The 12,484-nt window shown below is 60.4% G+C and carries 11 protein-coding genes; all 11 read left to right on the forward strand.

Annotated elements, in window-relative coordinates; genetic code table 11:
- The first annotated feature begins 3 nt into the window (after nucleotides 1-3).
- The 11 genes from QA646_RS06000 (at nucleotide 4) to serS (ending at nucleotide 12,433) form a co-directional block, all read left to right on the forward strand.
- Complete coding sequence (locus QA646_RS06000; RefSeq protein ID WP_283058126.1) at nucleotides 4-258, forward strand: hypothetical protein; 255 nt, start codon at nucleotides 4-6, stop codon at nucleotides 256-258.
- Between the two features lie 18 nt (nucleotides 259-276).
- Entirely contained in the window at nucleotides 277-1,494 is a 1,218-nt protein-coding gene (locus QA646_RS06005) for a deoxyguanosinetriphosphate triphosphohydrolase (protein ID WP_283058127.1), read from the forward strand.
- Nucleotides 1,495-1,548: 54 nt separating this feature from the next.
- On the forward strand, nucleotides 1,549-3,309 hold the full coding sequence (gene argS, locus QA646_RS06010; protein WP_283058128.1) for an arginine--tRNA ligase: 1,761 nt from the start codon (nucleotides 1,549-1,551) through the stop codon (nucleotides 3,307-3,309).
- Between the two features lie 62 nt (nucleotides 3,310-3,371).
- The gene (locus QA646_RS06015) at nucleotides 3,372-6,212 is read left to right on the forward strand and encodes an SPOR domain-containing protein (protein WP_283058130.1); all 2,841 of its coding nucleotides are present in this window, start codon (nucleotides 3,372-3,374) and stop codon (nucleotides 6,210-6,212) included.
- A gap of 114 nt (nucleotides 6,213-6,326) precedes the next feature.
- Nucleotides 6,327-7,340: a beta-N-acetylhexosaminidase gene (gene nagZ / locus QA646_RS06020; RefSeq protein ID WP_283058131.1), complete on the forward strand. Its 1,014-nt coding sequence runs from the start codon at nucleotides 6,327-6,329 to the stop codon at nucleotides 7,338-7,340.
- 124 nt (nucleotides 7,341-7,464) lie between these two features.
- The gene (locus tag QA646_RS06025) at nucleotides 7,465-8,310 is read left to right on the forward strand and encodes a ScpA family protein (protein WP_283058132.1); all 846 of its coding nucleotides are present in this window, start codon (nucleotides 7,465-7,467) and stop codon (nucleotides 8,308-8,310) included.
- A 39-nt stretch (nucleotides 8,311-8,349) separates the two neighbouring features.
- On the forward strand, nucleotides 8,350-9,048 hold the full coding sequence (gene scpB / locus QA646_RS06030; RefSeq protein ID WP_283058982.1) for an SMC-Scp complex subunit ScpB: 699 nt from the start codon (nucleotides 8,350-8,352) through the stop codon (nucleotides 9,046-9,048).
- Between the two features lie 253 nt (nucleotides 9,049-9,301).
- Complete coding sequence (locus QA646_RS06035) at nucleotides 9,302-9,502, forward strand: twin-arginine translocase TatA/TatE family subunit (protein ID WP_283058133.1); 201 nt, start codon at nucleotides 9,302-9,304, stop codon at nucleotides 9,500-9,502.
- Nucleotides 9,503-9,557: 55 nt separating this feature from the next.
- Nucleotides 9,558-10,226: a Sec-independent protein translocase protein TatB gene (gene tatB, locus QA646_RS06040; RefSeq protein WP_283058134.1), complete on the forward strand. Its 669-nt coding sequence runs from the start codon at nucleotides 9,558-9,560 to the stop codon at nucleotides 10,224-10,226.
- Nucleotides 10,223-11,050, forward strand: a complete 828-nt coding sequence (gene tatC / locus QA646_RS06045) for a twin-arginine translocase subunit TatC (RefSeq protein ID WP_283058135.1) — start codon at nucleotides 10,223-10,225, stop codon at nucleotides 11,048-11,050. Before tatB ends, tatC begins: the two co-directional genes overlap by 4 nt.
- Nucleotides 11,051-11,149: 99 nt before the next feature.
- Complete coding sequence (serS, locus tag QA646_RS06050) at nucleotides 11,150-12,433, forward strand: serine--tRNA ligase (protein WP_283058136.1); 1,284 nt, start codon at nucleotides 11,150-11,152, stop codon at nucleotides 12,431-12,433.
- Nucleotides 12,434-12,484: the final 51 nt, after the last annotated feature.

A 12,484-nucleotide genomic window follows, 5' to 3' on the forward strand; every position in this document is an offset into this window, starting at 1 on the left:
CCAATGGGGCCGTCCGACTTTCAAACGGCTGATATCCATAGCCTTTATCATGAAAGTGCGGCGGGCGACAGCTATGGTTATAGGGTTGAGCCATGCGCCATTTTGCTGTTTCTCTCCGGTATAGGTATGAAGGCCGTAAAGCGGCGTCAATGGGCCAGAGCATCCGTATTGGAATGGCATCATCAAAATGCGGAGCAGATGCTTTGGATTAAAGGAATGGAGCGGCCTTTGCGCGTTCAATCGGATGCGGCGCTCTGAAGCCGGAATGGATGGATAATGACGATCGACAGGCATGCATTGGGTTTCGGTTATGGTGAGCGGGCTGTTTATGCGACCGATCCCAGGGAATCGCGCGGGCGGCTTTACGAAGAGGGATCGAGCCCGACGCGCTCGGATTTCCAGCGCGACCGCGACCGCATCGTTCACACGACGGCTTTCCGGCGGCTGAAGCACAAGACGCAGGTCTTCATCGCGCAAGATGGCGATCACTACCGTACGCGCCTGACGCATACGATCGAGGTGGCGCAGATTGCCCGCGCCTTGGCACGCGCTCTGAAGCTCGACGAGGATCTTGCGGAGGGCGTGGCGCTCGTCCACGATTTCGGCCACACTCCCTTCGGTCATACCGGCGAAGACGCGCTCCACGAGATGCTGCTGCCCTATGGCGGCTTCGACCACAATGCGCAATCGCTGCGCATCGTGACTAAACTCGAGCGGCGTTATGCGGAATTCGACGGCTTGAATCTTACTTGGGAGACATTGGAAGGGCTGGTGAAGCACAACGGTCCGCTGCTGACGCCTGATGGCCAAGGCACGCGCGGCCCGGTGCCGCAGCCGATCCTCGACTATTGCGAAATCCACGATCTGGAAATCGCGAGCTATGCCAGCCTGGAGGCGCAGGTCGCAGCAATCGCCGACGATATCGCTTACAATACGCATGACATCGATGATGGCTTGCGCTCCGGCTATCTGAACTTCGAGATGCTGGAGGAAATTCCATTCCTTTCGGCGCTGATGGCAGAGGTGAGGGCGCTCTATCCGCATCTGGAGCCGAGCCGCTTCACGCATGAGATCATGCGCCGCCAGATCACCCGCATGGTGGAGGACGTGATCTCCGTTTCGCAGCAAGCGCTCAGCGAGATCAGACCGGGCAGCGTTGCCGACATTCGCGCTGCCGGCCGTATCATCGCCACCTTCTCTGCGCAAATGGCGGAGACGGACAAGCAGATCAAGCAGATGCTCTTCAAACGCATCTACCGCCATCCGGATATCATGCGCATCCGCGCCGGCGCTGCACAGATCGTCACGGATCTGTTCCACGCCTATATGGACAATCCCAAGGAGATGCAGAGCCACTACTGGGTAGACCATATCGCTGGCCTCGCCGTTGCCGCCAAGGCGCGGCATGTCGGCGACTACCTGGCAGGCATGACCGATACCTATGCCATCAGTGCCCACAGGCGTTTGTTTGACCAGACTCCCGATTTGCGGTAGGCAGCGGCGGCGTCGGGCCGACAGGGCCTGCCCAAGCTATGCGTGGACAATATGATGAACCTTTTCACCGATTTCGAAGTCAGAATTAAGAACGCTCTTGAACAAATTGATATTGTGAAGGAAAAGCGATCCGAACTTGACTTCGGACGTGTCGGCGTGGAGCCGCCGCGAGACGCCAGCCACGGCGATGTCGCCACCAATGCGGCCATGGTGCTGTCGAAGCCGCTCGGCACGAACCCGCGTGCGCTCGCTGAGATCATCATCACCAAGCTGAAGGAAGATGCCGACGTTGCGGAGGTTTCGGTAGCCGGTCCCGGCTTCATCAATATTCGACTTTCAGTCGGCTATTGGCAGCGCCTGCTGGCGACGATGATCTCAGAAGGCCAGAAATTCGGGCGCTCTGCCGTTGGCGCAGGCCAGAAGGTCAACGTCGAATATGTCTCCGCCAATCCGACGGGGCCGATGCATGTCGGCCATTGCCGCGGCGCCGTCGTCGGCGATGCGCTGGCCAATCTGCTCGGTTTTGCCGGCTATGACGTCACCAAGGAATATTACATCAACGACGCCGGCTCGCAGATCGACGTGCTGGCGCGGTCGGTCTTCCTGCGTTATCGCGAGGCCCTTGGCGAGCAGGTCGGCGACATCCCGGCTGGTCTCTATCCCGGCGACTATCTCGTTCCGGTCGGCGAAGCGCTGGCGAAGGAATTCGGCACCAAACTTCGGGGCATGCCGGAAGACCAGTGGCTGCCGATCATCAAGGATCGGGCCATCGATGCGATGATGGCGATGATCCGTTCTGACCTGGAGGCGTTGAACGTCCATCATGACGTCTTCTTCTCGGAGCGGACGCTGCATGCCAACGGCGCTGCCCTGATCCGAACTGCGATCAACGATCTGACCTTCAAAGGATATGTCTACAAGGGTGCTCTGCCACCGCCGAAGGGACAATTGCCGGAAGATTGGGAAGATCGCGAGCAGACCCTGTTCCGTTCGACGGAAGTGGGCGACGATATCGACCGGCCGCTGATCAAGTCGGACGGTTCCTATACTTATTTCGCCGCCGACGTCGCTTATTTCAAGAACAAGTTCGACCGCGGCTTCAACGAGATGATCTATATTCTCGGCGCCGACCATGGCGGCTACGTGAAGCGGCTGGAAGCCGTGGCGCGGGGCGTCTCGGATGGCCAGGCGAAACTGACCGTGCTGCTCTGCCAGCTCGTCAAGCTGTTCCGCAACGGCGAGCCGGTGAAGATGTCGAAGCGCTCCGGCGATTTCGTCACGCTGCGCGATGTCGTCGAAGAAGTCGGCCGCGATTCCGTGCGGTTCATGATGCTTTACCGGAAAAATTCCGAGCCTTTGGACTTCGACTTCGCCAAGGTGACTGAACAGTCCAAGGACAATCCGGTCTTCTACGTGCAGTACGCCCATGCACGCTGCATGTCGGTCTTCCGCCAGGCTAAGGAAGCCTTCCCGGATCTCGATATTGCCTCGCTCGATCTGGCGAAAGCGGTCAGTGGCATGATCTCCGATCCGACCGAATTGCAGTTGATTGCGAAGATTGCGGAATTCCCGCGAATCGTCGAGGCTGCAGCTCAGTCGCAGGAGCCTCACCGCATCGCTTTTTATCTTTACGATCTGGCAAGTTCCTTCCACGGACATTGGAATAAAGGTAAAGATTTACCTGAATTACGATTTGTTAACGATAAGAACCGAGAATTAAGCATTGCCAGACTTGGGCTGGTGTACGCTGTCGCGTCGGTTTTAAAGTCAGGTCTTGGTATAACCGGGACCGCAGCACCGGATGAAATGCGATAAACGTCACCATTTACCCACATTGCGCTGGCATTTATCTGTAGCGTTTGCGAGTGGATTGGGTGATGGCAGAAAAACAGTTGGCGTATCGCGCAAGCGGAAACGACGAGTTCTTTGCGGATGATGATCCGCTTGCCGAACTCGCCCGCATCGTCGGTTTCGAGCCGCGGCCTGCCGCCCAGGCGGCGCCCGCAGCTCAGCGACAAGAGCCGGCCTTCGATCTCGAAGATGAACTCTTGCGAGAATTCGAGCGCTATGATGCGCCACGTTTGAGTCCTGCTGATGACATTCCGGTTTCTCCGGAAGATCAGCCTTTTGCCGGCGAAGCCCAGCTCTCGCATCCGGTAGAGCCCGCACGCACTGAGCCACAGTTTGCCGAGTTGCCGCAGCCCGTGGCTCCGGCTAAGCCAACGGTCGGTGCGCGCGATCTGATTGATGAACTTGAAATGTCGATCGCCCCGGCCTTGCAGCCCGCTCCAGCTCCGCAGCCTGCTCCGGCCCGGCAGACGGTAGCTCCGAAGCCGACGCCGCAGTCCGCCGCCGCCACCGTGCGGCTGCCGCTTGCCAATTTCACCGTCGCGGCTCCGTCGCAAGCAAAGCCTGTCGCTCAGGTTCCTGTCGAGCCGCCCGTTGTCCAGGCGCAGCCGCCTATCGAAACCGCGCTCGATTTCGACCTGCCGATGATGCGGGAGGCCCCTCAGCCCCGGCCCATCGTGGCTCAACCCGATGCGCCGCTTGCCAAGGCGCCGGAGCCGGTCGCTCCTGTCCCGATGGACGCTGCGGCTCTTTCTGCCGAAATCGACGACCTGCTCGCCGATGTCGACCGTTATCCGGTTCCCGTCAGGAGCGCCGCACCGGAGGCGAAGGTTGAGCCGAGCTTCGATATTTTCGATTTGCAGCCCAAGGCGCCGTCAGTACCTGTTGATGTCCCGGTTGCCGTTGTGACTGCCCCCGTTGCTGCGGCTCCGCAGCACGAAGAGCCGAAGCCGATTACTCTGGAGGCCGATGATCCCTTCGCCGGCCAGGACTTTGAGTTCGACCTCGCGGATATCGAGATGGAACTTGCCGAGCTCGATTTCGCCGAAACGAGCAAGCCTTCTCCGATCCCGCAGCCAGCGCCTGCTCCCTTGGCCGCGCCGCCTGCTCCTGTTGTCCCTCGTGCGACGCCGATGGCTGCTCCCGTCGCCACGGCGGCCGCGATGACTGCCGCAGCGGCTGCGCCCAGCCTCATGCAATCCCCGCGTCCGGAGCCGGCTCCGCAGCGCCCGGCTCAGTCGGCAGCCGTTGCCGCAGCGCCGGTAGCGCGCAAGGTCGCGCCCGTTCTCGATGTCGATCAGGCATTGCCATTCGATCCCTCCGAAATTTCCGATACCGAAGAGCGCGTCGAGAATTTCGAAGGCTCCCATGTTCCGAACCTGCCGCCGGTCGAGCCGGAAGAGCCGATCGTGGTGCCGCCGGAATATGACTTCGACATTGACTCGGAGATGGCAAGCCTGTTCGGCACGCCCGCCAAGGAAGCAGCTCCCGAGCCGATCAAGCCGGCTGTAGCCGCGGCCCTCGGCAGCGCAACGACCCCATCCTGGTCAAAGAATGCGGCTGCAAAACCCGCTCCGGCAGTCAAGCAGCCTGCCGAAGAGTTCGACGAATTCGAACGCGCGTTGGAAGAGGACTTCCGTCGCAGCTACCGTGAAGCGTCCAATCCGGTCGATAATGTCGCCCGCATGACGTTGAACCCGGCGGCTGTCGCCGGCCGTCGCCCGGCACGCTCGTTCCGTGGCATGGCGACCGCCGCTGCCGTCATCGCAGTTCTCGGTCTCGGCGCTTATGGTATCTACGGTTGGGTTCGTCACGGTTCGCCGATTTCGAGCTTCTCCGGCGAGCCGCGCGTCATCACGGCCGATGCCGATCCGGTCAAGGTTGCTCCGGAAAATCCGGGTGGCACGGTTGTTCCGAATCAGGACAAGGCTGTCTACGACCGCGTAGCCGGTGACAGCACCGCGGCGCCGAAGCAGAAGGAACTGGTGTCCTCCAACGAGCAGCCGGTGGATGTCGTCCAGAAGACTTTGATCCCCGAATCCGTGTCGCCTGACGATGGCAGCGACGATCAGGTCACTCCGACGCCGGTCGGCGAAACCGAGGATCCGCGGCTGCTGCCGAACCAGAACGGCAACAATGCCAATACCGCCGCCAACGACGATGCCCAGGTCCCCTCGGTGTCGCCGCGCAAGGTGCGCACGATGATCGTCAAGCCGGACGGCTCGCTGGTTGCTCGTGAGGAGCCGGCAGTCGACAACACGACGACGGCCGCCTCTCCGGCTTCGACGCCAAAGACGCCCGCAGCGAAACCGCCGGTCGGCAATCAGGTCGCATCCGCTGATCTTCGCCCGTCGACGACGGACACGCAGGCCTCGCAGCCGGCCGCCGCTCAGTCAGACGATGGCGATTCGGCCAGCGCCGAAAGCACGCCGATCCGTGTCGTGAAGACCACTCCGGTTCCGACCTCGCGTCCGACACAGCAGCCGGCCAAGGCTCCCGCGGCTGCCGTTGCGACGAATAATGCCGCTGCCGCTCACCCGGCACCAGCCCAGCCGAAACCTCAGCAGGTCGCGTCGGCAAGCCCGGCTGCGACCCAGGTGGCCCCGGCTGCGTCGGCAAGTGCCGGTGGCGCTTACGGCGTGCAGATCGCTTCGCTGCCTTCCGAGGCGGACGCGCAGAAGTCGCAGGCCAACCTGAAAACCAAGTTTGCCAGCGTCATCGGTGGTCACCCGCTCGAAATTCGTAAAGCCGATATCCCTGGTAAGGGCACTTACTATCGCGTCCGCGTCGTCGCCGGCTCCAAGGATGAAGCTGCCGAGATCTGCCAGCGCTACCGCGCCGCAGGCGGCACCTGCCTGATCTCGAAATAAGAGATCAAGGCCGAACGATTGTGGAAAACGGCGGGCTGATGCTCGCCGTTATCTTTTTGTGTATCTCGGTTTGAGGTTATTCGCATTTCGCGAGGCGGCCTTTATGATTCGTATATGACCGAATCAAAATCCATGATCCTCGGCTGTAGCGGCCACTCCATCACGCCCGAAGAGCGTTCCTTCTATCAGTCGGAACAGCCATGGGGCTTCATTCTCTTTGGACGCAACATTTCCGAGCCTGCACAGATCGCCGATCTCGTCGCTTCGCTACGTGACAGCGTCGGCCGTGATGCACCGGTATTGATCGACCAGGAAGGGGGCAGGGTGCAGCGCATTCGCCCGCCGATCCTGCCGCATTATCCGTCCGGTCAGGCGCTGGGCGATATCTATCGCCAGAACCGCGAAAAAGGGCTGCGCGCGGCCTGGCTGATGTCGCGGCTGCATGCTTTCGATCTCCTGAAGTTCGGCATCAATGTCGATTGTCTCCCTGTGCTGGATGTCCCGGTCGAAGGTTCGAGCAATGTCATCGGCAACCGCGCCTATGGCGGCGATCCCGTGACGGTGACTGAGATGGGACGCGCTGCCGCCGAAGGGCTCAAGGCCGGTGGCGTGCTGCCGGTGATGAAGCACATGCCCGGCCATGGCCGCGGTTTTGCCGATTCGCATCATGAATTGCCCGTCGTCACGGTTCCGCGTGCGGAGCTGGAAACGCATGATTTTCCGCCTTTTGTGGCGCTCAAGGACGAGCTGATGGCAATGACCTGTCATGTCGTCTTTACCGACATTGACCCCGCCAATCCGGCGACCACCTCGCGCAAAGTCATCGACGAGATCATCCGCGGCCACATCGGCTTCCAGGGGCTGCTTCTTTCCGACGATACCTCGATGAACGCGCTTGCCGGCACAATCGGCGAGCGGGCGGCGAATATTGTTGCGGGCGGATGCGATATCGTGCTGCACTGCAACGGCGTCATGGACGAGATGCGGCAGGTGGTGCGCAATGTTCCGGCATTGACCGGCGCCTCGCTGGCGCGTGCGAAAGCGGTCGAGGCGGCTTTTGGCCGCAATGACGGTGCAGATGAGGCTTCGATCCGCGCCGAATTCGACGCGATGTTTGCGGTGGCATAGGACCGAACTCTACAGCGCCGCGCGTCTTTTAAGACGCGCTAAGGACGCTGTAGCGCATTTGAAATGCTGCATAATTCCTTAAATCGGTTCCGATTTAAGGAATTATGCAGTAGGGATCTGACGGGTGAACAAGGTGGACGGCACGGAAAAGAGCCTGCAGGCGGAAGCGCCGATGGACAAGCTTTGGCAGGAGAATGGAGCCGAGCGCGGCCTGCATGAGCCGGCGCTGGTCGTCGATATTGCCGGCTTCGAAGGACCGCTCGACCTGCTGCTACATCTTGCCCGCAACCAGAAGGTCGATCTGTCGCGTATCTCCGTGCTGGCGCTTGCCGAACAATATCTGTTGTTCATCGAGCGTGCCCGCCGCATCCGCATCGAGCTTGCTGCCGACTATCTCGTGATGGCCGCCTGGCTCGCCTATCTTAAATCGAAGCTGCTCATTCCGCAGCAGAGTAAGGAAGACGGTCCGACCGGCGAAGAAATGGCCGCAACGCTCGCTTTCCGGCTGAAGCGTCTGGAAGCCATGCGGGATGCCGCCACTAGCCTCGTCAACCGCAATCGTCTCGGCCGCGACGTCTTCGCCCGCGGCGCGCCCGAACATATCCCAGATCGTCGCCAATCGGCCTTTGACGCCAGCCTCTACGATCTTCTGACCGCCTATGCCGGATTACGTCAGCGCCAGGCGATTACGCAGGTGACGATCGAGCGCCGCCGCGTCTGGTCGCTGGTCGACGCCCGCACGATTCTGAGCCGCATGATCGGCGAGATCACCGATTGGACGGCCTTGGAACACTATCTCTTCGACTATATGACCAATGCGAGCGAGCGGGTCACGGCGATCGCCAGCGCCTTTGCCGCCTCGCTGGAGCTCGTGCGCGAGGGCAAGCTGGAAATTCGTCAGGAGGGCGCGTTTCAGCCGCTTTATATGCGTCGCGGGCCGAACCATGCCGAACTCGAGGCGGCGGAATAAACAGGAGCGAATGTGACCGGCCCGGATGACGATCACCACATGGACGATGAAGCGGCTGCGCCGACAGTGGCGGTCGTCGACGCCCACCTCATCCGTGAGGCCGAACGCATTGCCGAGGCTCTTGTCTTCGCCTCCGCCCAGCCGGTGTCCGAAGGCTTTATTGCCGATCGCGTTCCGCGCAGCGTCGATGTCCGCTCTGTCATGCAGCGTCTGAAGGTCGATTACGCGCCCCGCGGCGTCAATTTGATACAGATCGACGGTGCCTGGGCGTTTCGCACGGCGGCCGATCTTTCCTTCGTCATCCGCCGCGATGACAACGAGGTGCGGAAACTCTCGCGCGCCGCGCTCGAAGTCCTGGCCATCATTGCTTATCACCAGCCGGTAACGCGTGCCGAGATCGAAGACATCAGAGGCGTACAGACATCCAAGGGGACGCTGGACGTGCTGATGGAATCCGGCTGGGTGCGCTTTCGCGGCCGGCGGCGCACGCCGGGCCGGCCGGTGACGCTGGGTACGACACGGGATTTTCTTGATCATTTCGGACTGGAAGAGCTGCGCGACCTGCCGGGTCTCGAGGAATTGAAGGGGGCAGGGCTGCTTTCGGGCCGTATCCCCGCCAATTTCAACATTCCGTCGCCGTTGATGAGCGACGAATTGACCGAGGACGAAGATCCGATCACGCAACTGGATCTGGAGGAACTCGGTCTTCTGGCGCCAGGCGGCGCTTCGGACGACTAAAGCCAAAATGGCGCTTCCAGCGCATCTGCAGGCCGATTGGTCGCGGTAAAGCTTTTTTCCAGACGGTGATGTCAAGTCTCGCTTTTGCCATTAGCGAATGCGAATATAGAAGTCGTTCTCTCCAGTTGGAGATATTCGGCCGTGGCTTTGGCGCTCGCTATCCCCATGTGCGCCGATGCAGTACATTTTGGTGTTTGAAAAACATCTGTAAACGTCTTACATCGGGAAGACGTTGAAATTGGGAGTTATCGTAATGGGTTCTCTAAGCATATGGCACTGGCTGATTGTCCTGGCCATCGCGCTGTTGTTGTTCGGCCGTGGAAAGATCCCGGAGCTGATGGGTGACGTGGCCAAGGGCATCAAGAGCTTCAAAAAAGGCATGAGCGACGAGGATGAGACGCCGTCTCAGACGACGTCCCGCACGGTTGAACACAAGGCCGACGAAACGAAATAATCATGTCGGGTGCGCAGGGAGCTGAGACGCTCGCTGTCGGCCCAGGAGCCTTTTCATGTTCGACGTAGGCTGGTCTGAGCTGCTGGTTATCGCCGTCGTGGCGCTTGTGGTCATTGGGCCTAAGGAATTGCCGGCAACGTTGCGGACAATCGGCAAGATGACGGCGCGGGCGCGAAAAGTGGCGGGCGAGTTCCGCGCACAATTCGACGAAGCCATGCGCGAGGCGGAGCTGGATGATGTGCGCCAGACGATCTCGGATGCTCAAAAGCTCAATCCGGTCAATTCATTGCGGGAAGCAATGAACCCGCTGCGGCAGATGGGCAACGAGATCAAGGCCGACTTGCAGCGTTCGACACCGGCTGCTGTAACATCGACTCCGGCGGAACCCGTTTCCGAGCCGTCCACGGGATTGCCGGAAATGCCTCCGATCGTTCCTGCAGCCAGTGAGGCAGCGCCGGTCGTATCGCCCGCACCGGTGACGCCGCCGGCTGCCGTTGCCGAAGTGCCTGCAAAGCCAAAAGCCGTTCGCAAACCTCGGGCAAAAGCGCCTGTTAAAGCGGACGAGGTCGCCGCTGCGCTGGTCGACACATCGGTTGTTGCGGAAAAGCCGAAGCGGGCGCCTCGCAAGGTCGCCGCAGCCACTTCCGATGCTCCCGCCGCCGCCGCTCCCAAGAAGCGCCCGACCGCGGGCAAAACAACGCCTAAGAAGAAGGACCAGGCATGACGGGTGACATCGACGATAAGCCGCAGCCGCTTATCGAACACCTCATGGAATTGCGCACACGGTTGATCTGGTCGCTGGTGGCGTTTTTCATTGCCTTCATCGGCTGCTTCGCCTTTGCAAAGCATCTCTTCAACTATCTGGTATACCCTTACAAATGGGCAGTCGTCTGGGCCCACCTCGATATCTCCAAAGCCGAGCTGATCTACACTGCGCCGCAGGAGTTCTTCTTCACGCAGGTAAAGGTCGCGATGTTCGGTGCGTTGGTCATCGCATTCCCGATCATCGCTGCACAGATCTATAAGTTCGTCGCGCCCGGCCTCTATAAGAACGAGCGCGCTGCCTTCCTGCCCTTCCTGATTGCGTCGCCGATCCTGTTCTTGATGGGGGCCGCGCTCGTCTACTTCTTCTTCTGCCCCATGGTCATGTGGTTCTTCCTGAAGATGCAGCAGACGCCGGCCGACGGTCAGGTCGGCATCGCATTACTGCCGAAGGTCTCGGAATATCTGAGCCTGATCATGACTTTGGTCTTTTCGTTCGGTCTCGTTTTCCAGCTCCCGGTCATCACCACGCTGCTTGCACGCGTCGGCCTGCTGACCTCGCAGTGGTTGGCGGAAAAGCGCAAGTTCGCAATCGTCTTCGCCTTCATCGTCGCCGCGGTGCTGACGCCGCCGGACCCGATGTCCCAGATCGGCCTTGCACTGCCGACGATCCTTCTCTACGAGATTTCCATCTACGCGGCGCGACTCGTGGAACGCCAGCGTGCCCGGCAAGCGCTCGAGGAGAGTGGCGAAAGGTCCGATGTCGCCAAGACGGATAGTGTCTAAGCGGCAGGTCTGCATCGTCTCTTCATAGGGTTTGCCGGTTCGATCTCCGACCGAAATCTCGGTCGGAGCTATGCTCATGTGCAACGACCTGGAACGACGATGCTTGATATCAAATGGATTCGCGAGAATGCCGAGGCTTTGGATGCAGCGCTTGCCAAGCGCGGAGCCGAGCCTTTGTCGCAAAGCCTCATTGCGCTCGACGAGAAGCGCCGCTCCGTCATCCAGTCCGTCCAGGATATGCAGTCTCGCCGCAACGCCGCTTCGAAAGAAATCGGCGCGGCCATGGCGCAGAAGAACACCGAGCTTGCCGAGAAGCTGAAGGCAGAAGTCGCCGAGATCAAGACGTCGCTGCCGGCGGCGGAAGAGGAAGAGCGCGTGCTGACGGCCGAACTCCATGATGTTCTGTCGCGCATTCCCAATATCCCTCTGGATGACGTGCCGGTCGGCAAGGACGAACACGACAATGTCGTCAAGCATACCTGGGGCTCCAAGCCGACGTGGAATCATAAGCCGAAAGAACACTTCGAGATCGGCGAAGAGCTCGGCTACATGGATTTCGAACGTGCCGCCAAGCTCTCCGGCTCGCGCTTCACCGTGCTGACCTCTCAGCTTGCGCGCCTGGAACGGGCGCTCGGCCAGTTCATGCTGGATCTTCACACCACTGAGCATGGCTATACCGAAGTCAGCGCACCACTGATGGTACGCGACGAAACCATGTTCGGCACCGGCCAGCTACCGAAATTTGCCGAGGATTCCTTCAGGACCACGGATGGTCGCTGGCTGATCCCGACGGCGGAGGTTTCGCTGACCAATCTCGTTTCCGGCGAGATCCTTGATCAAGAGAAGCTGCCGCTGCGTTTCACGGCCCTGACGCCATCCTTCCGCTCGGAAGCAGGCTCGGCCGGCCGCGACACGCGCGGCATGCTGCGCCAGCACCAGTTCTGGAAATGCGAACTCGTCTCCATCACCGATGCCGAAAGCTCGATTGCCGAACACGAGCGCATGACCGCCTGCGCTGAAGAAGTGCTGAAGCGTCTCGGTCTGCATTACCGTGTCATGACGCTGTCGACCGGCGACATGGGTTTCGGTGCCCGCAAGACCTATGATCTCGAAGTCTGGCTGCCGGGGCAGGATACCTATCGCGAGATTTCCTCCTGCTCGGTCTGCGGCGATTTCCAGGCGCGGCGCATGAACGCCCGCTATCGCGGCAAGGACGACAAGGCGACGAAATTCGTGCACACGCTGAACGGTTCCGGCACCGCTGTCGGCCGATGCCTGATCGCCGTCGTCGAGAATTATCTTAATGAGGATGGTTCAGTCACTGTTCCGGACGCACTGCTGCCATATATGGGTGGTCTGAAGAGAATCGAGCGCGCAGCCTGATTTGACGTGACATGATCTTGTCCGAAAACCGCTTCGCACTTTTCGGGGTCG

This window comes from Rhizobium sp. CB3090, from assembly GCF_029714285.1.
Taxonomy (GTDB): domain Bacteria; phylum Pseudomonadota; class Alphaproteobacteria; order Rhizobiales; family Rhizobiaceae; genus Rhizobium.